At 63.4% G+C, this 22,987-nt stretch carries 20 protein-coding genes; 7 read left to right on the plus strand and 13 right to left on the minus strand.

Annotated elements, in window-relative coordinates; genetic code table 11:
• Window positions 1–3 precede the first annotated feature (3 nt).
• Entirely contained in the window at window positions 4–2,745 is a 2,742-nt protein-coding gene (locus CJO11_RS12540; RefSeq protein WP_095013007.1) for an ATP-dependent DNA helicase, read from the minus strand.
• 243 nt (window positions 2,746–2,988) lie between these two features.
• Between CJO11_RS12540 and CJO11_RS12545 the strand changes: the two genes are divergently transcribed.
• The 3 genes from CJO11_RS12545 to CJO11_RS12555 all read left to right on the plus strand — a co-directional run bounded on the left by CJO11_RS12545 (window position 2,989) and on the right by CJO11_RS12555 (window position 5,730).
• Complete coding sequence (locus tag CJO11_RS12545) at window positions 2,989–3,444, plus strand: hypothetical protein (protein ID WP_150125032.1); 456 nt, start codon at window positions 2,989–2,991, stop codon at window positions 3,442–3,444.
• A gap of 139 nt (window positions 3,445–3,583) precedes the next feature.
• Window positions 3,584–5,188 (plus strand): lysine--tRNA ligase, encoded by a 1,605-nt coding sequence (locus CJO11_RS12550; RefSeq protein WP_095013009.1) that lies wholly within the window; start codon window positions 3,584–3,586, stop codon window positions 5,186–5,188.
• Complete coding sequence (locus CJO11_RS12555; protein WP_095013010.1) at window positions 5,185–5,730, plus strand: DUF1003 domain-containing protein; 546 nt, start codon at window positions 5,185–5,187, stop codon at window positions 5,728–5,730. The genes CJO11_RS12550 and CJO11_RS12555 overlap by 4 nt, the downstream gene beginning before the upstream one ends.
• A 3-nt stretch (window positions 5,731–5,733) precedes the next feature.
• On the opposite strand, the gene CJO11_RS12560 is transcribed toward CJO11_RS12555, so the two are convergent.
• The gene (locus CJO11_RS12560) at window positions 5,734–6,402 is read right to left on the minus strand and encodes a prolyl hydroxylase family protein (protein WP_095013011.1); all 669 of its coding nucleotides are present in this window, start codon (window positions 6,400–6,402) and stop codon (window positions 5,734–5,736) included.
• A gap of 101 nt (window positions 6,403–6,503) precedes the next feature.
• Here CJO11_RS12560 and CJO11_RS12565 point away from each other — a divergent pair, with 101 nt between their 5' ends.
• A complete protein-coding gene (locus CJO11_RS12565) occupies window positions 6,504–7,058 on the plus strand; it encodes a cytochrome b (protein ID WP_095013012.1) in 555 nt (184 codons plus the stop codon).
• A gap of 91 nt (window positions 7,059–7,149) precedes the next feature.
• On the opposite strand, the gene CJO11_RS12570 is transcribed toward CJO11_RS12565, so the two are convergent.
• Window positions 7,150–8,037 (minus strand): RcnB family protein, encoded by an 888-nt coding sequence (locus CJO11_RS12570; protein ID WP_150125033.1) that lies wholly within the window; start codon window positions 8,035–8,037, stop codon window positions 7,150–7,152.
• Window positions 8,038–8,237: 200 nt separating this feature from the next.
• Between CJO11_RS12570 and CJO11_RS12575 the strand changes: the two genes are divergently transcribed.
• Window positions 8,238–9,578 carry a chloride channel protein gene (locus tag CJO11_RS12575; RefSeq protein ID WP_095013014.1) on the plus strand — a complete coding sequence of 447 codons (1,341 nt, stop codon included), beginning with the start codon at window positions 8,238–8,240 and terminating at the stop codon, window positions 9,576–9,578.
• 27 nt (window positions 9,579–9,605) lie between these two features.
• Here CJO11_RS12575 and CJO11_RS12580 read toward each other — a convergent pair whose 3' ends face one another.
• Together CJO11_RS12580 and CJO11_RS12585 are read right to left on the minus strand one after the other, a co-directional pair.
• Window positions 9,606–9,980 (minus strand): DsrE family protein, encoded by a 375-nt coding sequence (locus CJO11_RS12580; protein ID WP_095013015.1) that lies wholly within the window; start codon window positions 9,978–9,980, stop codon window positions 9,606–9,608.
• A gap of 88 nt (window positions 9,981–10,068) precedes the next feature.
• A complete protein-coding gene (locus tag CJO11_RS12585; protein WP_095013016.1) occupies window positions 10,069–10,506 on the minus strand; it encodes an FKBP-type peptidyl-prolyl cis-trans isomerase in 438 nt (145 codons plus the stop codon).
• Window positions 10,507–10,758: 252 nt separating this feature from the next.
• Here CJO11_RS12585 and CJO11_RS12590 point away from each other — a divergent pair, with 252 nt between their 5' ends.
• Window positions 10,759–12,390, plus strand: coding sequence for a TIR domain-containing protein (locus CJO11_RS12590; RefSeq protein ID WP_169829199.1), 1,632 nt, complete (start codon window positions 10,759–10,761; stop codon window positions 12,388–12,390).
• 60 nt (window positions 12,391–12,450) lie between these two features.
• Here the strand turns inward: CJO11_RS12590 and ettA are convergent, their stop codons facing one another.
• Window positions 12,451–14,124 carry an energy-dependent translational throttle protein EttA gene (gene ettA / locus CJO11_RS12595; protein ID WP_095013018.1) on the minus strand — a complete coding sequence of 558 codons (1,674 nt, stop codon included), beginning with the start codon at window positions 14,122–14,124 and terminating at the stop codon, window positions 12,451–12,453.
• Window positions 14,125–14,233: 109 nt separating this feature from the next.
• Here ettA and CJO11_RS12600 point away from each other — a divergent pair, with 109 nt between their 5' ends.
• Window positions 14,234–14,737: a CcdC protein domain-containing protein gene (locus tag CJO11_RS12600; RefSeq protein ID WP_095013019.1), complete on the plus strand. Its 504-nt coding sequence runs from the start codon at window positions 14,234–14,236 to the stop codon at window positions 14,735–14,737.
• Here the strand turns inward: CJO11_RS12600 and CJO11_RS12605 are convergent.
• From CJO11_RS12605 to dsrE2, 7 genes are all read right to left on the minus strand, one after another.
• Window positions 14,734–15,828 carry an Mrp/NBP35 family ATP-binding protein gene (locus CJO11_RS12605; RefSeq protein WP_095013020.1) on the minus strand — a complete coding sequence of 365 codons (1,095 nt, stop codon included), beginning with the start codon at window positions 15,826–15,828 and terminating at the stop codon, window positions 14,734–14,736. The genes CJO11_RS12600 and CJO11_RS12605 overlap by 4 nt on opposite strands.
• A gap of 1 nt (window position 15,829) precedes the next feature.
• Complete coding sequence (locus CJO11_RS12610; protein WP_095013021.1) at window positions 15,830–16,786, minus strand: dimethyl sulfoxide reductase anchor subunit family protein; 957 nt, start codon at window positions 16,784–16,786, stop codon at window positions 15,830–15,832.
• Window positions 16,787–16,796: 10 nt separating this feature from the next.
• Window positions 16,797–17,546, minus strand: coding sequence for a 4Fe-4S dicluster domain-containing protein (locus CJO11_RS12615; protein WP_095013022.1), 750 nt, complete (start codon window positions 17,544–17,546; stop codon window positions 16,797–16,799).
• Window positions 17,543–20,512, minus strand: a complete 2,970-nt coding sequence (locus tag CJO11_RS12620) for a molybdopterin oxidoreductase family protein (protein WP_240504498.1) — start codon at window positions 20,510–20,512, stop codon at window positions 17,543–17,545. Before CJO11_RS12620 ends, CJO11_RS12615 begins: the two co-directional genes overlap by 4 nt.
• Window positions 20,513–20,675: 163 nt before the next feature.
• Window positions 20,676–21,968, minus strand: coding sequence for an OmpP1/FadL family transporter (locus CJO11_RS12625; RefSeq protein WP_095013024.1), 1,293 nt, complete (start codon window positions 21,966–21,968; stop codon window positions 20,676–20,678).
• An 85-nt stretch (window positions 21,969–22,053) separates the two neighbouring features.
• Window positions 22,054–22,281 carry a sulfurtransferase TusA family protein gene (locus tag CJO11_RS12630; RefSeq protein WP_095013025.1) on the minus strand — a complete coding sequence of 76 codons (228 nt, stop codon included), beginning with the start codon at window positions 22,279–22,281 and terminating at the stop codon, window positions 22,054–22,056.
• Window positions 22,282–22,299: 18 nt separating this feature from the next.
• Window positions 22,300–22,800 carry a sulfur carrier protein DsrE2 gene (dsrE2, locus tag CJO11_RS12635; RefSeq protein WP_095013026.1) on the minus strand — a complete coding sequence of 167 codons (501 nt, stop codon included), beginning with the start codon at window positions 22,798–22,800 and terminating at the stop codon, window positions 22,300–22,302.
• Between the last annotated feature and the right edge of the window lie 187 nt (window positions 22,801–22,987).

Consider the following 22,987-nt stretch of genomic DNA (forward strand, 5'->3'; position numbering starts at 1 on the left):
AAGTCATCCTTCGAGCGGGGATGCCGTAGCGTCGGCACCGTCTGGCTTTGCGAAAACACTGTTGGCGAGCCGTTGTAAAGCCTCCTCCAGTGTCAATCTGATGACCGGGGTGCCGGACGGGAAGGCTGACAGCAGCCGGCTGGGGAACGCGGGAGAGAGCACCACGAAGTGGCCGGCATCGTCGCGGCTGCGGATCAGGCGGCCGAAAGCCTGTGCCAGTCGCGCGCGGATGATCCGGTCATCATAGGCATTGCCGCCTCCCCCAGATTCAGCTGCTGCGGCACGCCGCGCGCGGTGGAGGATCGTCGGGCGCGGCCACGGGACCTGCTCCAGCACCACGCAGCGCAGCGAATGGCCCGGCACATCGACCCCGTCGCGCAACGCGTCGGTACCAAGGAGGGATGCGGTGGGATCGTCGCGGAAGATATCGACCAGCGTGCCGGTGTCGATCGGATCGACGTGCTGGGCGTAGAGTGGCAGTCCGCTACGTGCGAGCCGGTCGGCGATCCGGCCGTGAACCGCGCGCATCCGGCGGATCGCGGTAAACAGGCCCAGGACGCCGCCACCGCAGGCCTCGATGATCCGCCCGTATGCCCCGGCGAGCGCGGGAATATCGCCCTTGCGGATATCGGTCACGATCAGCACCTCGGCGCGATTGGCATAGTCGAACGGGCTCTCCGCTTCGCTCAGCAGCGCAGATGTGTCGAGGTGCGTCGCCCCGCTGCGGGCGATTGCCGCGTCCCAGTCCTCGCTGTCCTTCAGCGTCGCGCTGGTCAGCATTACTCCGTGTGCGGGTTCGAGCACGACTTTCGCGAATGGCTTCATCGGATCGAGCCAGTGGCGGTGGAGCCCGATGTCGAATTCTCGGGCTTCGTTGCGATCGACTGCGAGCCAGTCGACGAACTCGGGGTCGCCCGGGCCGCCCAGCCGGTCGAGCAGCGCCTCCCACGCCGCCAGCAGGTCACATCGCCAGCCGAGCGAATGTCTCGCGCCCTCGATCCGCGCGCGGCCCTGCGCGTCGAGCCAGTCGGGCGGATCGGCGAGGATAGCTTCGAGCCGCCCGCCAAGGCGCAGCAGCGGGGACCGGATCGCGGACAGCGCACCGGCGGCTTGTCCGGCCAGTTCGACCACCGGTCCGTCGAGACCCGCCGCTTCGGTCTCGATGCCGTATCCCGCTTCCTGCCCACCGCTCTCGTCGCGGGCGTAAGTGACCGCGCGCACCGCGCCCAGCAACGCCTCGAGCGGGCCGGCGGGCACACCTTCGTTGAGGCGCTGCAGCCAGCCTTCGGAGGGCAACGAATGCGCTGCCTCCACCGCCGCTTCGATCGCGGTGCCGCCCGCTTCGTCATAACTGGCAACATCTGCAAGCCGCGCGGCGAGGCCACGGCGGCGGCCCTTGTGCGACTTCTCCGGGCCGACGATCCAGCGGCGCAACTCGATCGCCTCGGCCCCGGTGAGTGCAGCGGCAAAAGTGCTGTCGGCGGCTTCGAAAACGTGGTGACCCTCGTCGAAAACCACCCGCGTTGGGCGCTGGGCATGGTCTCTCCCACGCGCCGCGTTGACCATTACCAGTGCATGGTTGGCGATCACCAGGTCGGCTTGGGCGGAAGCGCGTGCGGCGTGTTCGATGAAGCATTTGCGATAGTGCGGGCACCCGGCATAGACGCACTCTCCGCGCTGATCGGTGAGCGCGGCGATCCCGCGCTTGCGGAACAGCGGGCCGAGCCAGCCGGGCAGGTCGCCGCCGATCATATCGCCGTCTTGCGAAAAGGCCGCCCAGCGCGCAACCAGCTGCGCCAGCACCGCAGGGCGACCGGCGAACCCGCCTTGCAATGCGTCTTCGAGGTTGAGCAGGCAAAGGTAGTTCTCGCGTCCCTTGCGCACCACCACCGGGCGGCTGCCGTCGAGGCGCGTGGGCGGCCATGCACGGGCGCTTTCCTGCCGAAGCTGGCGCTGCAGGTTCTTGGTGAAGGTGGAGACCCATACCGTCCCGCCCGAACGCTCCGCCCACAGCGAAGCTGGCGCGAGATAGCCCAGCGTCTTGCCGATCCCGGTCCCGGCCTGCGCGAGCAACAAGTGCGGGACATCACGCCGATCGCGCGGGGCGAAGACCTTGCCAGCTTCCCTGGCGTAGCGGCGCTGGCCTTCGCGGCGCTCAGCGCCTTCACCGGTCAGCCGTTCGAGCCGAGCTTCGACTTCGGGTTCCTCGATAAGCGCGTGGCCGGGCTGGGCCCGCTCGGGCGTTTCCTCCCATTCTGGCAAGCGGGCGAACAGCCACTTCTCGGCGCGTTCGGGCCTGCGGATATGCGGGCCCAGGATCTGCGCCCACGGCCAGCGCAGTCGCACCAGCGATTGCAGCGTGGACCACGCGCCTTCGCGTTCGGCCCAGTCTTCGCTTTCGCAAGTGGCCAGCAAATGCCCTGCGGCGAGCTGGAGGAATGCGGGCACGCCGTCGTCGCTTTCGGGTTCGGCGAGGCCCAGCGCATGGGCCAGCCCGCGCGGGGTTGGCACCGCGAACTTCGCCGGATGAATGAAGGCGAACAATTCCAGCAGGTCCAGCCCCGAGAGGTCGGGATAGCCGAGACGATTGGCCACCAGCGGGGCATTGAGGATCAACTGCGGCGTATCGGCCACCGCCATCACCGCTTCGCCCTTGCTTGCCCCGCGCGTGTTGCCGTTGGCATCGCGCAGCCATGTCCCGGCGTGGCTGGCATGAAGGGCAGGGAGAGGGAGTGGTTCGGGCATCGAATCCCACGATGGGCAAAGCGGAACGAAAAGTAAACGCGGCGGCCGACGTGGCAATGGCCACAATAGCTTGGCAGGCGATCGGCTTGACTCCCCGACAATCAAAGAGGACGGTCGGCGCAGTTCAGAACAACCCGAGTCGCGAGGGTCGCTTCACGAACGCCTGCATGGGCGGGCGTCGAGGCGCTTCGGCGCGCGCTGTGCGTGATGGATGCGCGCAGCGAATGGGAGAGGAATCTGACGATGAAGAAGACAATTGCACTCGCGATCATGGCGATCGGGATTGGAACGGCGGGCATCGCGCACGCCGGCACTTCAACCTACACGACCACGGGAGGGGCGATGACCCGCGTGGGTACGCAAACGCCTGACGGCGGGATGTTCGGCGGCAGTTTGCAAGTTGGCACGTCTGTTCAGACGATGGCCGATGGCAGCAAAAGCGACGAGAGCTGGACTTGCATAGGGGTAACCCAGCCCCCGCACGACAAGATCTTCGACCAGCACGTCGCGTGCGATGTTACGTCGCCTTCGGGCGACTACTCGATTATCTTCGGCTGCAATATCATTTCAAAGGACGGCGATCAGGGCTGCGTTGGCGGGCTCTACGGCAAGACCGGCGCTTACAAGGGCAAGGGCGGCGCGACAACCTGGGCAGGCAAGAACGGAACCGGCACGGGCACCGCCCAGTGGAACGACTGACCTGACCTGAGCCCTGTCACGGCGCGGGATCGCCGGCACCTGTCCGCCAGCGACTCCGCGCCGTGTACTGTTGTCGCAAGGGATCGCGGAACAGTTTCGCACTTGCAACAACCGCGCCCATCGGCATAGGCGCGCAGGCATGACCGAGACCGCACTCAACGAAGCCGCCCGCGTATCCAAGGCCTGGCCGTTCGAAGAGGCGCGCAAACTCGCCAAGCGTTATCCCGCCGGCAAGCCCGGCGGCGAGCCGGTGCTGTTCGAGACCGGCTATGGTCCCAGCGGCCTGCCGCATATCGGCACCTTTCAGGAAGTCTTGCGCACCACGTTCGTGCGCCGCGCTTACGAAGCGCTGACCGGCGGTGCACCGACCCGTCTGGTCGCGTTCAGCGACGACATGGACGGGCTGCGCAAGGTACCCGACAACGTGCCCAACGCCGCTCTGCTGGAGGCCAACCTGCACAAGCCGCTGAGCCGCATTCCCGACCCGTTCGAGAAGGGGCACGAAAGCTTCGCGCACCACAACAACACGATGCTGCGCGAGTTCCTCGACCGGTTCGGGTTCGACTACGAATTCGTCGCTTCGAGCGACATGTACAATTCGGGCAAGTTCGACGACGCGCTGCGGCAAGTGCTGCGGCACAACCAGGCGATCCTCGACATCATGCTGCCCACGCTGCGCGAAGAGCGGCGGCAGACCTATTCACCGATCCTGCCGATCTCGCCCGCGACGGGCCGGGTGCTGCAAGTTCCGGTCGAAGTGGTCGATGCCGAAGCCGGGACAGTCCGGTTCACTGACGAAGATGGCTCCGTGGTCGAACAATCGGCGCTGGGCGGGATGGCCAAGCTGCAATGGAAGGTCGACTGGGCGATGCGCTGGTATGCGCTGGGCGTCGATTACGAGATGTACGGCAAGGACCTCACCGACTCCGGCGTTCAGTCGGGCCGGATCGTCAAGGTGCTCGGCGGGACCAAGCCCGAGGGATTGATCTACGAATTGTTCCTCGATGAGAAGGGCGAGAAGATCTCCAAGTCGAAGGGCAACGGCCTGACGATCGAGGAATGGCTGACATATGGCAGTGAAGACAGTCTCGGTTTCTACATCTTCCCCAATCCCAAGAGCGCCAAGAGCCTCCACGCGGGCGTGATCCCGCGCGCGGTCGACGATTACTGGCAGTTCCGCGAACGGTTGGCCGAACAGGATATCGACAAGCAGCTCGGCAACCCTGTGTGGCACCTGCTGGGCGTGACCGACCCCGAGCGCAAGGGTGCAGGCGACACGCTGCCTGTGACCTACGGCCTGTTACTCAACCTGGTCGGGGTACTTGGCGCGGAAGCGAGCGCCGATCAGGTGTGGTCCTATCTCGGCAACTATGTCGAGGATGCTTCGCCCGACAAGCACCCGGCGCTTGCCCGGCTGGTCGAGACTGCGCTGGCTTACAACCGTGATTTTGTCGCCCCGACGCTCGCCAAGCGCGCGCCGACCGCCAACGAAACGGCAGCGCTCAAGGCGCTCGATGCGGCGCTGGCGACGATGGCGCCCGATACCCCGGCGGAAGACATCCAGACCGAGGTCTACGAGATCGGCAAGCGCGAGGAATTCGGGTTCGAAAGCCTGCGCGACTGGTTCAAGGCGCAATACGAGACGCTGCTCGGTTCGGCGCAAGGACCGCGGATGGGCAGCTTCATCGCGCTTTATGGCATCCCCGAAACGCGCGCGCTGATCGCGGAGGCGCTGGCAAGATGACCCAACGGTCCATCGATCCCGAGAAACTGGCCCACGAGTTGCTGGGCCGGGTGCTCGAGGATCTCGATGCCGAAGAGCAGCGCGTTATCGAACGGGTCGCAAGTGGGACATTTGTCGGCGTCGATGCGGACGAAGCGGCGCAGCTTCATGCCAGTTTCGGCGACAGGCTGGCGGACCGTGTGGCAGCCATCGGCGGTAGCTGGGGATTCATCATCGCATTCGGCGTGGTGCTACTGGCGTGGATGCTGATCAACAGCCAGGTGCTTGGCGATCTGGGGATCCGACCGTTCGATCGGTATCCGTACATCTTCCTCAACCTGATACTCTCGATGTTGGCGGCGATCCAGGCTCCGGTGATCATGATGAGCCAGAACCGGCAGGCGGCGAAAGACCGGGTCGCGGCCAAACACGACTACGAAGTCAACCTGCGCACCCAACTCGAAATCCTGCGCCTGTCGCGCAAGATCGACCGGTTCGCCCGCCAGGTGCTCGATGCGGAAGCGGCAAGAAAGGTCCAGCAATCCTCGGGAGAGGAAACCTAGAATTCAAGCCCACTTGCGCGTGCGATACCACCGGGTGAGTACGTACTTGACCCCTTCGATCACCGGGGTTCCGGCATGCAGGGTGCCTTCGTTCGGCGTTCCGTCGGGCGAGGCGTTGTTCCACACCAGCAGCACGCCCGGCTTGGGTTCGATCTTGGAGCCGACTTCGACGAAATGCGTTTCACCGCCCTTTTCGACGGTGTTGAGGAACGCCATCGCGGTCCAGCTGCGTTGCCCGCCGCGTTTGCGCTCCAGCTTCCAGTAGTCCTGGTCGGTGTAGAACCAGTCGTTGTGCGGCTTGAACTGCTGCCCCGGAAGGTAACGTTGCGCCTGTAGCGTTTCGCCGCAGATCCCGTTGATGCCCAGCAGGTCGTCGATCCGCCGGCTGACCGCCATCACCAGCGGATCGAACGGGTCGAGATCGCCCGAATAGGAAGTGCGAAAACCGCTCGCATAGTCCTGCTCATGGAGCGAACTGGGGCGCGCAACCGCATCGGTCATGCGCATCATCCGGTCGCATTCGAGCGGAGTCAGGAACTCGCCGACGGCCCATATCTCGGCCTTGTCGGTCGGCACCTTGTAGGCCTTCGGGTCGGCCTCGAGCCGCTTGCGAACCGTCTCGCCAACACGCTTCAGCGCGTCCTTGTCGGGGATGACCTTGGTGCTTGCCATGCGCAAACCCCTAGCAATCGCGCCACAAGGTTCAACCCCGGCGCTTGCTCCGCTTTGTCGCACTGCTACAAGACCCTTCGCAGCAGCAAAGGGTTCGCAACATGGCTATTGGCAAGACTACTCGATATTCGGGGGTGGCGATGCTGCTCCACTGGCTGATCGCGATCGCGGTCATCGTGAACTGGCGCATCGCGGAGCACTCGCACGGGCTGCCTAAGGCAGAGCACGATGCGGTGATGCAGTACCATTTCGAAGTCGGGATGACGATCCTGCTGCTCACGGTGCTACGGATCGTGTGGCGCCTGATCCATCGCCCGCCGCCGATTGGCCCGCACCTCCAGCCATGGGAGCGAATGCTGGCGCGCACTCTCCATTCGCTGTTTTACGTCCTGCTGATCGGCCTGCCGCTGTTCGGCTGGATCGGCGTTTCCGGGTACGGGACTCACATCTCGTTCTGGGGCTTGTTCACGATCAACCCGCTTCCAGTCGGTTTCGGACCCGATGAAGCCAAGTCGATTATCGATATGCACGAGACGATAGCAGACACATTTCTGATCCTGATCGTCCTGCATACCCTCGGTGCGCTCAAGCACACGTTCTACGACAAGGATGGCAACCTCTGGCGGATGCTGCCGTTCGGCACCCCGCGCGGCTGACTTCACGACCTGCATGAAAAAGCCCCCGCCGGCCGGCCAGGCTGGCGGGGGCTCTTGCTGTCGACGGACCCTTTCCTTCCCGTCGACGCGGCTACCAGAAGAAGTCGTAGATCACGTCGACGACTTCGCCGGTGTAGGTGTTCACCAGCAGCACGTCGTCGTAATAGCGGACCCAGCGATAGGGGCCGTAGGCCGGCGGCAAGCGGTAGTAGTACGGATCGCTGATCCAGTAGCGGCTGCTGAAGAACAGGTTGTCGAGGTAGAATCCGATCCCGATCCGGCTGTAACTATAGCTTCGGTACGGCGCGTAGTAGCGTCCGATCCGGAAGATGTTGCGGTTGTAGCTGCGATAGCGATGCCAGTCGTAGCGCGAATTGTCCCGCCATCCGCGGTTCCAGTTGCGATAATCGCGATCCCGATGCCACTCGCGATGGCGGTCGTTCCTGTAGCGATCGTTGCGGTCACCCCGCCAGTCGCGCTGGCGCGCATCGCGATAGCCATCGCGATAGGTTTGGCGATTGGTTGCGCGATCCTGCCGCCAATCGGTGCGCTGCCCGTCGCGGTACCCGTCGCGATATGTGCGGTTGCGCCCTGGGTCAGAGTAAGTCCGGTTGGGCTCGGCGCGGACTTCGACCTGGCGCTGGTCGCTGCGGTTCCATTCGCGAGTGCTGCGCTGCTGGGCAGTCTCGCTGCGATTTTGGCTGCGGTTCCATGCGCGCTGGTCGCGCTGCTGCGAACGCTGGACCTGGCGATAGGGCTGCTGCTGCGGTCGCGCCTGTGCTTGCTGTGCCTGCTGCGGTGCCTGCCGCATCATCGGCCGGGCAGCAGGACGCGGGCGCTCGGCGCGGGCCTGTGCGCGGTCGCGTTCGATCCGTGAACCGGCCTCGACCGCATTGGCCTGCGCGGGAATCAGGGCGAGTCCAAGCGCAGCGGCAACGATGCCAGCGGTGCCGGTCTGCAACAGGGTCTTCAATGTCATGGTGGCTCTCCAATCCATGCCGCCCCACAACCTGCGGCCTGTGTCCATGAGAGTCGATCTAGTTCATCTTGGATGTCCTCAATCTGAACGGAATGGAATGGTTACCGTTCATGCTCTCAACGCTCGACACGAGAGACCAAGCGGCATAAGCGATCCCCATGCGATTCCCCGTTTTATCGAGCCGGCGCCTGCGTGAGAGCATGCCGGAAGAGTTCGTCAATCCGGAAGACTGGGGCCGCAGGATATCCACGCTCGTTGCGGCGGTTTTGATCGGCCTGACCGCGCTCGGGTTTGCCTGGGCGGGCGATCGTTCGACCGCGATATTCGACAATTTGCAGCGTGCCTATCCATGGGTCCATTTCGTGCTCACGCCGCTATTGTTCACCGGCATTGTCTGGGCGACCGTCCGGTTTGCGCCCGGATCGCGCGGGTCGGGCATCCCGCAGGTGATCGCGGCGAGCCATATGCCGCAAGGCCGGGCAGCGGATGCGCTGGTGTCGATCCGAGTGGCGCTGTTCAAGGTCGTGGCGACGTTCTCCGCATTGCTCGGCGGGGCTTCGGTCGGACGCGAAGGACCGACGGTGCAGCTGGCTGCCGCACTGATGGTCAAGGTGCACGAGATCTTCCGGGTGCGGGTGACCTCGGGCGTGGTCATCGCGGGCGGCGCGGCGGGTGTCGCGGCGGCGTTCAACACGCCGCTCGCCGGTATCGCATTCGCGATCGAGGAACTCGCGGTCGCTTACGAGCAGCGCGTGGCGGTGCTGGTGATGGGCGCGGTGATGATCGCCGGTCTGACCGCACAGGGCCTCGCGGGAAACTACACCTATTTCGGGCTGATCCACGGCAGCTTGCCGATCACCGTCGTGCTGGTCGCCGCGCCGCTGGCCGGGATCATCGGCGGTGCGTGCGGCGGCCTGTTCGCACGTCTCCTGCTTGCCTTGCGCGGGCCAAAGGGACGATGGGCGGACAAAGTACGTGCGCGCCCGGTGCTCGCTGCGCTGATCTGCGGACTGATCGTTGGCGCGATCGGGTTCCTTACCACAGGGGCAACTTCGGGCACGGGCTATGCACCGACCAAGCTGCTGCTGGAGATGAAGATCCACGGCGATTACTGGTTCGGTCCGGCCAAGTTCGTCACCGCGCTGGTCACCAGTGTCAGCGGAATTCCCGGCGGCATCTTCGCTCCGTCGCTGTCGGTCGGCGCGGGTATCGGCAACCTGCTGACCCCGTTGTTCAATTCGCAGTATTCCGGAATGATTGTGCTGCTGGGGATGGCGGGCTATTTCACCGGCGTGGTTCGCGCGCCGTTGACCGCCGTGATCATTCTCAGCGAAGCGACTGGCAACAGCGCGGCGATCCTGCCGCTGTTTGCCACGGCGCTGATCGGCGATTGGGCCGGTTCGATGGTCTGCCGCGACCGCCTGTATCACGCGCTGGCGGAAAACTTCATTCCCAAGCATCCGGTTGGCGACGAGCTGGAGAAGGCCAGCGAAGGAGTAAACATCGCCACGCAAGACGATTCGCCCGAACCAAAGGTATAATCTGGTTCTCGCCGGCCGGTAACGGTCCTACCAGGTCAGAACTTTACCGGCCGACGCCAGCGAAGGTAGCGCGGTGCTCGGCGTCATCATGGGGATGTCTGCCGGTACGTCGTCGCGGGTCAGGCCGTTGAGTTCCAGTGACTGCAGGCAGCCGATGATCTGGACGTCGTTGTCGGTCGCGAGCTTCATGAAGCCGGCCATGCTCTTGCCGCCCTCCATCGGCACGATTTGCTCCGCACGGCCTTTGGCGAGCAGCTCGGTCGCGGGGCCGGTGAAGTACATTACCACTTTCATGTCGGATGCGGCCGCGGTGGATGCGAGGAAGAACGCGGAAGGCAGGCGCTTGGGGCTCTCAGGGCCGGAGATCAGGATGATCACCAGGTTGGCAGGGGTCTCGTCCATCGGGAGTTCTCCAATCGTGATCGGGGCTGGGACGCGCGCAATCTAGTGCAGACGGGGTGCCTTGCGCCATCGCTGAATCAGGTGCCCCTTAGCCGGGCTGCCCGATCGCGCGCAGGGTAAGATCGAAGGTCAGGTCTTCACCCGCGAGCGGGTGGTTGCCGTCGACCTTGACCGACTGTTCGCCCACTTCGAGGATGTAGAGCGTCAGCGGGGTGCCGTCGGGCTGTTGCCCCTGCAGGATCATGCCCGGCTGCGGCGCCTGCTCGGGTGGCAGGTTCTCGCGCGGGATGTCGATCACCAATTCCTCGCTCCGAGGGCCGAACGCATCCGCGCACGCAATCGCGACCGTCTGCTGCTCGCCCACTTCCATTTCGCTGAGCGCCGCTTCGATCTGCGGGAATATTTGCCCGGTGCCGAGCTGGATTTCCTGCGGCCCGACCTCTGCGGTGTTGCCGACGATCTCGCCGTCGCCGCGCTTCAGGACGTAGTCGATGGTCACGGTGTCGCCGCTGCTGGGAGTGGTCATGGAAGTCCTTCGGAAGTTCGTGCTCGCGGTGTGATGGGCTTCGCCGCCAGGTAGCGCGCCCGGATGTCGAGCGCCTTGCAAGCGAGTCTCGCAAGTCAGGCGGCGCTAGTCAAACGAAGTCGGCAATCCGTCGCAGATGCCTCGAATAGGGTGGAAAGCGCACGTCAATCGACCGCTATCCAATCTTCTGATAACCCTATCGCAATTGACCCTGTTTGCCTGCGTGGGGTCGTATGCCGGAGAGGGCTTCGCTTGTCCGAGATTTTCCTGTCATATGCACGCGCCGATCGCGAACGCATCGCAAGCCTCGCAGCAGCGCTCGAAGCTCAAGGCTCGTCGGTGTGGTGGGACCGCTTGATCGAAGGTGGAAGCGAGTTTGCCGCGGTAATCGAAGAGCAGTTGGAAGCAGCAAGCTATATTATCGTGGCCTGGTCACAGCATAGCCTGCATTCGCACTGGGTTCGCGACGAAGCCGAATATGCCCGAACGCAAGGCAAGCTGGTGCCTATTTCCCTTGATGGCGTGCTGCCGCCAATGGGGTTTCGCCAAATGCATGCGCTCGACTTCTCCGGCTGGCGAGGTGGCACCGACAAGACCGAATTTATCGAACTTGCTCGCGCAGTGGGCGCACAGTCTGCCGGGGGTGTTTCGGAGAAGGCGCTCGCCGAGCAGGCGGCGCGTTCATCTATCGAAGTGCGCCAGCCTGCCATCGAGGTCCTGCCGTTCGAAAATCATTCGACAGACGAGGAGCTCGGCTTTCTCGCTGAGGGATTGGCTGAGGATGTATCCTCGATCATCGCATCGGATCGACACTTCTGTCTTGTCACTGCCAACGGACAAACTCGGGCAGAATATCGTGTCGAAGGCTCGCTTAGGCGGATGGGGTCGAAGACAAGGATCAATGTCCGGCTTGTCGATCCGGTTGGGGGCAAACTGCTGTGGTCCGACAAGTTCGATGCCGACGCCGATGCAATCTTCGAGAACTCGGACGAGATGGCTGGCCGCATATCGGCGGGCAGCGTGGCTGAAGTCAAGCTGGCCGAAGCCCATCGGGCCGAACGGCTACCCCCGGAAATGCAAGGCCCGTGGGAAACGGCAATACGCACATGGGTTAGCGTTTTCGCGAACGCGGGGCGGTCACATATGGAACGCACGGTCAATGATCTTCAGAAGTCGCTTCAGGCCTTTCCTGACTTTGCCATCAATCATGCACTGCTGAGCTGGTATGCCGGCGCGTTTGCGATCAACGGGATGTATGAGGACGAAGAACTAGGCAAGTATCTCGAACTGGCTCAACGGCATCTCGATGAGGCTCGGAGGCTCGCCGGCAACGACATCGCAACGCTGATATTTATCGGCGCAGCGGAAAGCTATAGTGGCTTGCACGCGCGTTCAATCGCAACGCTCGAAGCGGTGTTGGCCCGCGATCCTTTCAATGCAGAAGCAATGCTGATGATAAGCATTCCATATGCATATGAAGGTCGATGGGATGATGCTTGGACCACCATCGAACGCGTTGCAGAGCTAGCGCCGAACGCGCATTTCACTGCTGGCCAGCGCTGGTACCAGTCAATACTATTCTATCTTGCAGGAGATTATGCTGCGGCACTTCCGGGAATGACCGCATTTCGAGAGGCCAATCCTAGTTATGGCTATGTGGGCCTCTTGCTGGCGATAATGCATTACACGCGTGACGAGTCGGACGAAGCAAAACGGAATGTTCTGCTGGTCAAGCAAACCAACCCTCAGTTGCGTCCTGAAAAGATCAGAGACATGATGCTGAACCAGCCGGACTCGAAGAAAGGTGAACGCGACTACGCGCTGGTCGAGCAACTGTGGAACGAGGTTTCTGATCCAGCCGAAGCGGCCGAAGTCCGGGCATGATTCGATGTCCGCAATCGGGTCGTTAGCAGACAGTCTGCGTACGACCCGACACGCAGCCAATCACCTAGTCAGCTTCTTGTATGCCAATCGCGTCGGCCGGTCCGCCGCATCGCCCAAGCGGCGGCGTTTGTCTTCCTCGTAAGCCTCGAAGTTGCCTTCGAACCATTCGACGTGGCTATTGCCTTCGAAGGCGAGGATGTGCGTCGCCAAGCGATCGAGGAAGAAGCGGTCGTGCGAGATAACCACGGCGCAGCCGGCGAAGTTTTCGATCGCGTCTTCCAGCGCGGCGAGGGTTTCCACGTCCAAGTCGTTGGTCGGTTCGTCGAGCAGCAACACGTTGCCGCCTTCCTTGAGCATCTTGGCCATGTGGACGCGGTTGCGCTCGCCGCCCGATAGCTTGCCGACGTTCTTCTGCTGGTCCTGCCCCTTGAAGTTGAACGCGCCGACATAGGCCCGCGTGCTCATGTCCTGCCCGTTGACCTTCATGTAGTCGAGCCCGTCGGAAATCTCCTCCCAGACGTTGTGCTTGGGATCGAGATGGTCGCGGCTCTGGTCGACGTAGCCGAGGTGCACGGTGCTGCCGATCTCGATGCTGCCGCTGTCGGGCGTTTCCTTGCCGGTGATGATCTTGAACAGCGTGGACTTGCCCGCACCGTTGGGCCCGATCACCCCGACGATGCCGCCCGGGGGCAGCATGAAGCTGAGGTTTTCGAACAGCAGCTTGTCGCCATAGGCCTTGGAGATGTTCTTCGCTTCGATGACCTTGCCGCCGAGCCGCTCGGGCACCTGGATGACGATCTGCGCCTTGCCGACCGCGCGGTTCTCTTGCGCGTTCTGCAGCTCCTCGAACTTGCGGATACGCGCCTTGGACTTGGTCTGGCGCGCGGCAGGCGTCTGCCGGATCCATTCGAGTTCGCGCTGCAGCGCCTTCTGCTTGCCCGATTCCTCGCGGCTTTCCTGTTCGAGGCGCTTGGCCTTCTTCTCGAGGTAGGTCGAGTAGTTGCCTTCGTAGGGGTAGTACGAACCGCGATCGAGTTCGAGAATCCAGCCCACCACGTTGTCGAGGAAGTAGCGATCGTGGGTGATCATGAGCACTGCGCCGGCATATTCGGCGAGGTGATTCTCGAGCCACTGGACCGATTCCGCGTCCAAGTGGTTGGTCGGTTCGTCGAGCAGCAGGATGGAAGGCTTCTGGATCAGCAGGCGAGTGAGTGCGACGCGGCGCTTTTCACCGCCCGACAGGTCGGTGACCGGCCAGTCGCCCGGGGGGCAACGCAGTGCTTCCATCGCCACTTCGAGCTGGTTGTCGAGCGTCCACCCGTCGACCGCGTCGATCTTGTCCTGCAACTCGGCCATTTCCGCGCCGAGCTTGTCGAAGTCGGCGTCTTCCTCGGCCATTTCCATGCCGATCTGGTTGAAGCGTTCGACCATGTCGGCCGTCGCGCGCGCGCCGTCCTTGACGTTTTCGAGCACGGTCTTGGTCGGGTCGAGCTCGGGCTCCTGCTCGAGATAGCCGACGGTAATGTTCTCGCCCGGCCATGCTTCGCCGGTGAAGTCCTTGTCGATCCCCGCCATGATCTTGATCAGGGTGGACTTGCCCGCGCCGTTAGGCCCGACAATGCCGATCTTCGCGCCCTGGTAGAACTGCAGGTTGATGTCCTTCAGCACCGGCTTTTGCGCGCCGGGGAAGGTCTTGGTCATGTTCTTCATGACGTATGCGTACTGGGCGGCCATTTTCGTCCTTGGGAATCTCGGGTTTTCGGAGTTGCGCGGCAGATAGGGGCTGGGGAGCGCGCGGGCAAGCCGCTTGGCAAGTCTTGTGTCGCCGATTAGCAAGCGAGCGATGAACGGACAGGCACCCAACGTCTACACCATCGGCGTGATGCTGCTGGTGATCGCAATCGCGCTGGCATTTCGCGCCCGGCGGATGGCACGGCCGATGCCGCTTTCAACTAGGTCGCTGGTGATCGTTCCGCTGCTGTTTGCCGCGATCACGGCGGCCACGCTGGCGCAGTTCCCGCCGCAGGGGATGGGCTGGCTGTGGGTCGGCCTGTCATTCGCGGCGGGCGCGGCGCTCGGCTGGCAGCGCGGCAAGCTGATGAAGATCTGGATCGAAAAGGATACCGGCAAAGCGATGGCGCAAGGATCGATGTGGGCGCTGATCTTCCTCGGGGTGCTGATCGTCGGGCGGGGCGCGCTGCGGATGGGCCTCGACTACGAAGCACAATCGGGTGCAGTCGATGCAGGGCTGGTCAGCGACGCGTTCGTGGTGTTCGCGCTCGGGCTGTTCGGGGTCCAGCGGATCGAAATGGCGATCCGCGCCAAGCGGCTGCGCGAGGAAGGCTAGGCCGCTTCCACCGCTTCGCTGACGCTCTTCGCTATCGCCCGGTAGCGCGCCGCAACATCAGAGCCGGGGGCCGCAAGTACGATCGGGGTGCCGTCTTCGGCCTGCTGCATGATCGCCGGATCGAGCGGGATCTGGCCTAGCACCGTGATGCCCGCCTTTTCCGCTGCCGCGATCGCCCCGCCGTGGCCGAACACGTCGGTCGTGCCGCCGCAATGCGGACAGATGAACTGGCTCATGTTCTCGATCATCCCGAACACCGGAATGTCCATCTGGGCGAACATGTCGTTGGCTTTCTTTGCGTCGATCAGCGCGATGTCCTGCGGGGTGGAGACCAGCACTGCGCCATTAACGGGCACAGTTTGCACCAGGCTCAGCTGCGCGTCGCCGGTGCCGGGCGGCAGGTCGACCACCAGCACGTCGATATCGCCGTCCTCATCCCACTCGACGCCTTTGAAGAGCTGCTGGATCGCGCCGATCACCATCGGCCCGCGCCAGATCGTCGCGCGGTCTTCGGGCACCAGCTGGCCCATCGAGATCGTGGCGATGCCGTGCGCCATCACCGGGCGGATCCTGTCGCCAGGCGTGAACCCGGGTCGCGACTGCGCGCCGAGCATTCGCGGAACGCTGGGGCCGTAGATATCGGCATCGAGCAGGGCAACCTTGAGCCCTTGTTGTTGGAGGGCGCAGGCGAGGTTTGCCGCGGTGGTCGACTTGCCGACCCCGCCTTTGCCGCTTGCGACCGCGACGATGCGCTTCACGCCTCGCAATGCTTCAGGGGGCGGTGGCTTGGGTGGGGCCATCGGAGTCCGCGGCATCGAGGGTTCCTTCGCCGGAGCTTCGCGGTGAGCGGTCAACGCGATCCGGACTTCCTTCACGCCCGACAGCTTCGACACGGCGGCTTCGCATTGCTTGCCCGCAACTTCCATCGCATCGAGCGTCTTGGGGTCGATCGAAAGGATGACGGTGACGGTGCCGTCCTTGATCGAGATGCCTTCGACAACGCCCGACGCGACGATATCGTTGCCGGTCACCGGATTGGTGACGGTGCCGAGCGCGTCGCGAACGCGCTTTTCATTGAGCGGACGGAGCATATCAGACCGCCGCTTCGCCGTAGTAGAGCGTGACTGCGTGCTTGGCTTCGGCGAAGAACAGCCAGCGTTCGGTGGTCACGCCGATCTGGCACGAGAGCCACGCGAGCGCGGCCAATACGGTGGCAATCGCCGACTGCTCGATCGAAATCGCGCCGAGCAGGCACAAACTGGGGACAACGAACGCCAGCACGATCGCGATCCAGCGCAGCTTGAAGGCGTGCTTGCGGGCGATGCGGAAACCCATTTCGCGCAGCAGGTAGTTGTCGCTGTCGTGCGGGCTGGCGGTCAGTTCGACCTTGCCGAGATGGCCGAGCCCGGTGGCCGATCCGGCAGTGCTGACGGCGGGCGCGGCGTGGATCTGTTGCCAGTACAGCAGCTTTACCGCGAAGCCGAGCACCAGCATTCCAACCGCAGCCACCTGCATCACGGCGGATGCATCGTCATAGCCGAACGCATGGGTCAGGAAGGCGAGGATCACCGCGCCGTTCATCGGGCCGAGCACGAGGTATCCCGCTACCGTGCCGCCATTGTGCCACGCCGGGATCGGCTTCAGCGAAGCATAGATCATCGAAGTGGTGTAGAGCGTCAGCAGGCTCATCGCTGCACCCGCGATGCCGAACCACGCGGCAAGGCCGGTGTTTTCGCCGTAGTACACCCAGCAGATCGCGAACAGGCCGAGCGGGACGAACGCAGTGATCGAAGCGACGCCTTCGCGCGACAGCCAGCTCGATCGCCACTGCGACAGTGCGCGCCATGCACGCTCGGGATGGCCGAGGTGGAATGTGGAAGAGAGCAGCCCGGCGGTCACCAGACCAAGGCCGAAGCCGAGCGCGACCAGGCCAAACACCAGAGAAGCGGGCAGCAACCCGTAGGCCGAGAGCACCGCAAGCCAGATCAGCAGACCGTAACCTGCGCCCGAAGCAGTAGTGAAGAAAATGACGGATTTGGCTGGATGCATCGGCTGGCTCTCAGGACAGGATCTTGTCGACCCAGCGCGCGATCACGCCCGCGCCGTCGGTATTCTGGTCGCCGTGGCTAAGCATACGCGGCGCTTTCTCTTCGCGCCCGTCCTGTTTGGGGCGGGGCGGCAGGTAGCGGTTGACCGGCTTGGTCTGCTGCTCGGGCATCAGCGCATAGCCTTCGCGCGCGGCGACCAGTTTGGACACTTCGCTTTCAGGATCGCCGAGGTCGCCGAAGCTGCGCGCGCCGGCCGGGCAGGTCGAAACGCAAGCCGGCACCCGGCTCTCCGCTGGCAGGTTCTCGTTGTAGATCTTGTCAACGCACAGGGTGCATTTCTTCATCACCCCTTCGGCTTCGTCGTACTCGCGCGCGCCGTAGGGGCAGGCCCAGCTGCACAGCTTGCAGCCGATGCAGATATCCTCGTTGACGAGGACAATGCCGTCCTCCTCACGCTTGAAGCTGGCTCCGGTGGGGCACACCGTGACGCACGGCGCATCTTCGCAGTGGAGGCACGAACGCGGAAAATGGACAGTCTGCCCGCGGCCCTGGTCGTCGGTCGTCTCGAAAGTATGGATACGGTTGAACCACACCCCGTCGGGCTTCTTGCCGTAGGGGTCGTAGTCGGTCAGCGGAGCGGACTTGCCGCTGGTGTTCCATTCCTTGCAGTTGACCGCGCAGGCATGGCAGCCGACGCAAATGTCGAGATCGATGACGAGGCCGAGCTTCTTGCCGGTCGGATTTTTCGGCAGGCTGGTCATGCGTCGTCTTTCACCCTGTTGCCGCGCCCGTCACGGATGCCGGGGATTGCGGAATGGTTGGCATGGCGCTGGCCGATGAAGTCGCGCAGCGGCTCCTTGCCGCCGGTGTCCGCGCCCTTGAGGTTCGCGCCGAATTCCATCGGTCCTTCCTGACCCTTGAAGCGCTGGTCGACCGCCTCGAACACCGGATAACTTTCGTCGGATTCCTCGGCCGAGCATTTCTTCAGCCGCACCCGCAGGTCGTACCACGCGGCCTGGCCGGTAACCGGGTCGGAGTTCGAATAGGCTTTCGAGCCTTTCTCGGGCAGCAGCTTCTCGGTGATGATGTGGTTGAGCAGGAAACCCTTGGTCATTTCCGGGCTGTCATTGTCGAGACCCCAAGCACCCTTGCGCTTGCCGATCGCGTTCCACGTCCACACGACGTTCGGGTTGACCCCGGTGACCAGCCGGACCTGCGCCTTGACCCGTCCGCGACCGTTTTCGATCCACACCCAGTCGTCGTCCTCAAGCGCGTGCTTGGCGGCCAGATTGCGGTGCATATGCAGCTTGTTGGCCGACGTAATCTGCCGAAGCCACGCGTTCTGGCTGCCCCAGCTGTGATACATGTGCATCGGCCGCTGCGACAGCGCGTGGACCGGGAACTCGTCGCCGCCTTCGGTGGCTTCGAGGAATGGCTGGTACCAGATCGGCAACGGATCGAAGTAGGTTTCGATCCGCTCGCGGTGCTGCTCTGGCGGATGGATATCGCCCGCGCCGCGCGCCGCGTTGCGGAATTTCTGCAAGTCTTCGTTGTAGAGCTGGAACACGATCGGCTTGGCCGCGCCGATCCACTGGTTCTTCGCTGCGTGATCGAGATAGCGGCGGTTGGCGTGCTTCATGAACTGCGCGGTCAGCGGCAGGTGCTCTTCCCAGAAGCAGCCGTTCTCGATGTAGCGATCGAGCTGGTTCGGATTGACTTCGCCGACGCCCGACTTTTCGCCGTCCTTGCCGCGCCAGCCGGAAAGCGGGCCGATGCCCGGCGAGCGCTCGTGGTTGACGATATAGTCGGGATAGCCGCCGGGGAATTTGGGCGACCCGTCCTCGTTGACCATGCCGGGCAGGCCAAGCCGTGCGCCAAGGTCGAGCAACACGGTCTGGAACGGACGCACGTCGCGGTCGAGCTGGACGACCGGCTGGCGGATCGAATCCCCCGCGCCTTGAGCCGACGAGATCGGCCGGTCGAGCATCGAGATGCAGTCGTACCGCTCGAGATAGGTCGTGTCGGGCAGGATCAGGTCGCAGTAGGGGACTGTCTCGGAGTAGAACGCGTCCGAATAGATGATCTTCGGGATCACGTATTCGCCGTTCTCGTCTTTCTTGGTGAAATACCCCAGCGTCTCGGGGATATTCATTGAGGAGTTCCACGCCATGTTGGCCATGAACATGAACAAAACGTCGATGCCGTAAGGATCCTGCGTCGCGGCGTTGTGCAGCACCATGTGCATCAGCCCGTGGAGCGCCAGTGGGTGCTCCCAGCTGTATGCCTTGTCGATTCGCAGCGGGTCGCCGTACTGGTCGACGATCAGATCTTTGGGCGAGCGCGGAAAGCCCAGCGGTGGGCCGTCGAGCGGGGTTGCCGCGGTATCCTTGGGCCAGGCCGGCTTTGCTCCCGGCGGAATCGGCTTGGGGAAGGGGGCCTTGTAGCGCCACCCGCCCGGGCAATCGACCGAACCGAGCAGCGCCTGCAGGATGTGGATCGCGCGGCAGGTGTGGAACCCGTTCGAGTGTGCCGAAATGCCGCGCATCGCGTGGAACGAGACCGGGCGGCCGACGAACTTGTCGTGGTGGCGGCCCCAGGCGTCGACCCACGGTTCATCGATCACGATCTCCTTTTCGAACGCGACTTCGGCCAGTTCGGCGGCAAGGCGCCGGATCGTATCAGCGGCAACGCCAGTGGTTTCAGCCACCGCGTCAGGCGAGAATTCGTCGCTGAGGTAGCGTTCGGCGAGGATCTGGAACGAAGGGACCACGGTGCGCCCGTTGACGGTGCGCTCCCCGGCAAACGCGGGCTTGATGTGGACCGCGTTGGCGGGGATCGCCTTGCCCTGTTCGGGGCACCAGGCGAGCGGTTCGCCGTCCCCGTCTCGCAGGAACAGCCCGTCGTCGTCGGCACCCGGCTCGCGGATCACCAGCCACGGTGCGTTCGAATACCGCGCGAGCGAGGGGAAATCGATCTTCTCCGCTTTCAGCAGTTCGTGGATCAGAGCGAAAATGAACAACCCGTCGGTTCCGGGGCGGATGCCGACCCATTCGTCGGCAATCGCGGAATAGCCGGTGCGGACCGGGTTGACCGAAACGAACTTGGTCCCCTCGCGGGTCTTGAGGTTGCCGAGGCCGAGCTTGATCGGGTTCGAATCGTGGTCGTCTGCCACCCCGAACATCATATGGTAGAGCGTGCGCTCGTAATCCGGCTCGCCGAATTCCCAGAACGCACCGCCCAATGTGTAGAGCCCACCGGCGGCCATGTTGACCGAGCAGAACCCGCCGTGTGCGGCGAAGTTGTGGGTGCCGAACTTGGTTGCCCACCAGCCGGTGAGCGATTGGCTCTGGTCACGCCCGGTGAAGAACGCCAGCTTGCCGGGATCGCGATTGCGCACTTCGCCGAGCCATTCGGTCGCGAGCTCGAGTGCTTCGTCCCACTCGATTTCCTTGAACTCGCCCGATCCGCGCTCGCCAGTGCGCAGCAGCGGCTTGGTCAGCTTTGCCGGGGCATACTGGTGCATGATCCCGGCCGAACCCTTGGCGCACAGCACGCCCTTGTTCACCGGGTGGTCCGGGTTGCCTTCGATGTAGCGGATCGTGCCGTTCTTGAGGTGGACCTTGATGCCGCAGCGGCAGGCGCACATGTAGCAGGTGCTGGTCTTGACCTCGTCTGACACGAGCGGCGACAGCGCGGTGTCTTCCTTGACCGTTGCGAACGGATTCAATGGCATAGGTCCTCACCGGCGGTCATGAGCACGATACTTCACGATTCTCTAATATACCTATTGCAGGCGATTGACGTTGCTGCAACCGGAGGCTGCCATTTGCCGGCCCGTAAACCGGCCGCCGATGCTGCCTTGGCAAGCGATCGGCGACCGGGAGGGAGGGTCAGAGCTTGAGCTTCCAGCCGAGCGTGAACTCGAACTGGTTCATCTGGATTTCGATTGTGCGCCCGGGGTTGGGGCCCATCGGCGTGACTTCGATCCCGCTGACCTTGGCGGTGGGCGCATACATCGCCGCGACCTCGAACGAGCTGCGGCTGCCCACCGGGATGCTGCCGCCCGCGGTGAAGTGATCCTGGATCACGCCCGGCGCAAGCACGTTGAGTGTTACGTCCGAACCCGAGATCGGCTGGGTGTTATGTGCGTAACCGACGCGCACCGCGCCGCCCCCTCTCATGCGGTATTCCGCGCCGAACTTCCATGCCTCGACATCCTTCCAGCCGAAGCCGGGACCGTCAGTCGAGCCGAAGGGCAGCATCACCGAGGACGGATTGCCGACCGAAGGCACCTCGGAATAGTTGATCCGGCGATAATCGGCCATCAGCGTGAATTGCGGAGTCACGTCAGCCGCGACACCGACCTGCCAGGTCGAGGGGATGTCGAACCCGCCCTGGTCGGCGAACAGGCCGGCGTACTTCTTGAACTGGCCCATGCTCATCTTGGTCTGGTAGGCGCCGCCAATACGGAAGCCGGGCGTCGGCGCAAGTTCGACGCCGAATCGCGCGCCGAAGCCGGTCGAGCTGTCATAGCCGTTGTCCGAAAGTGCTGTCGGATCGCTCGATACCCCGCCGAAGGCGAGTACGCCGCGTGCGGTGAACCGCTGGTAGGCGAGGATCGGCGAGATGCCGATCTTGAGCGGACCGAAATCGTGCGCGTAGGCGGCGCTCACGAACATCTGCATCATGTTCACGCCTGCAGGTCCACCGCAATAGGTGCCATCCGGAGCAGGGAACGGTGCCGTGCCGCACGCCGGGTTCGTCACCGGACCGTAGTTGGTGTTGAGACCGCCATTGCCCGAGATCGAAAGCCCCACGACATCGGTTGGGCTTACACGATAAGCCAGCGCGAAGTTAGGGATCGGGAACACTTTGCTGCCGCTGTTGGTCGTGCCGGCAGGCAGGAAGCCCGGGCCACCGGTGACGGTGTAGCTGCGGTTGGGGTTGAACAGCGAAACCGAGATATCGATTTCGGAGTCCTTGAGATCGGCAAGCCCGGCGGGGTTCACCACGATCGCGGTGGCATCGCGGGCATCGGCTGCGCCCGCTCCGGCGAGTGCCTTTGCACGGGCACCGGCCCCGTTGGCGAAATAGCCTTCGGTCGCCATTGCATTGTTTGCCCCCAGGCTCAATGCTCCAATTGCCACGCAGACCTTGAGCTGCGTCAACAGTACCTTCTTCATATCCTACTCCCTCCGAACCGGTCCCACCGTGTCATCGGGCGTTCTACCCGTGCCGGAGGGATCCGAAACTTGCGTGCAGTGCCGGTCAGGCGACCCGTTCGATCACGAACCGATAGAGGCCATCGCCTTCTTCGGTTTCGACCATCTTGTTGCCTGTGGTGCGGCAAAAAGCTTCGAAATCCTTCACCGAGCCGGGATCGGTCGCGAGGATTTCCAGCGTCTGGCCGCTATCAAGTTCCTTGAGCGCCTTTTTCGCCTTCAGGATCGGCAACGGGCAATTGAGCCCCTTCGCGTCGAGTGTTTCATCGGCCATTTCTGCGTTTCTCCCCAATTACATATACAGATTGATGTCGGACTTGAGCGCGGACTCCATCCAGGTTGCCGCGCCACCGATTTCGATGCCGTCGATCATGTCCTCTTTCTTCTTTTCGAACAGGTCGAGGGTCATCTGGCAGGCGATCATCCGCACATCGGACAGGACCGCCGCTTCGCGCAGTTCTTCGATCGAGGCGACGCCTTTCTTCTTGATCATGTTCTTCATCATCGCGGTGGCTCCGCCGGTCACGCCCGGGAGCATCCCGACGAGGTTGGGCATGCCCATGTGCATTCCCATCATCGGCATTTCCATCGCCGGGTTGCCGAGCGGGGAAACCTTGAGGTCGAGGTCCTTTTCCAGCAGGCCAAGCCCGTAGAACGTGAAGAACATCGTCACTTCGACGTCCATCGCCGCTGCGGTGGTGCCGAGGATGAAGGGGGGATAGGCCCAGTCTAGCGTGCCCTTGGTGCAGATAATCGTCATCCGCTTGGCGTTGTTCAGGTCGGCCTCGGCCATAATTCCATCTCCCGCTGGTCAGCTGCGTACCCGTATTCTTATCACTGTCATTAGCGATTGCTATATTAGAATGAGCGAAACTATACCAAGCCGATTGGCTTGTCCATCGGGCCGCAAAAAGGCACCACGGCCTGTGTGGAAACCGGGAATGCGGGAGGGGATCCATCGCTGACTTCGCTTCGACCGG

Source organism: Tsuneonella mangrovi, assembly GCF_002269345.1.
GTDB lineage: Bacteria > Pseudomonadota > Alphaproteobacteria > Sphingomonadales > Sphingomonadaceae > Tsuneonella > Tsuneonella mangrovi.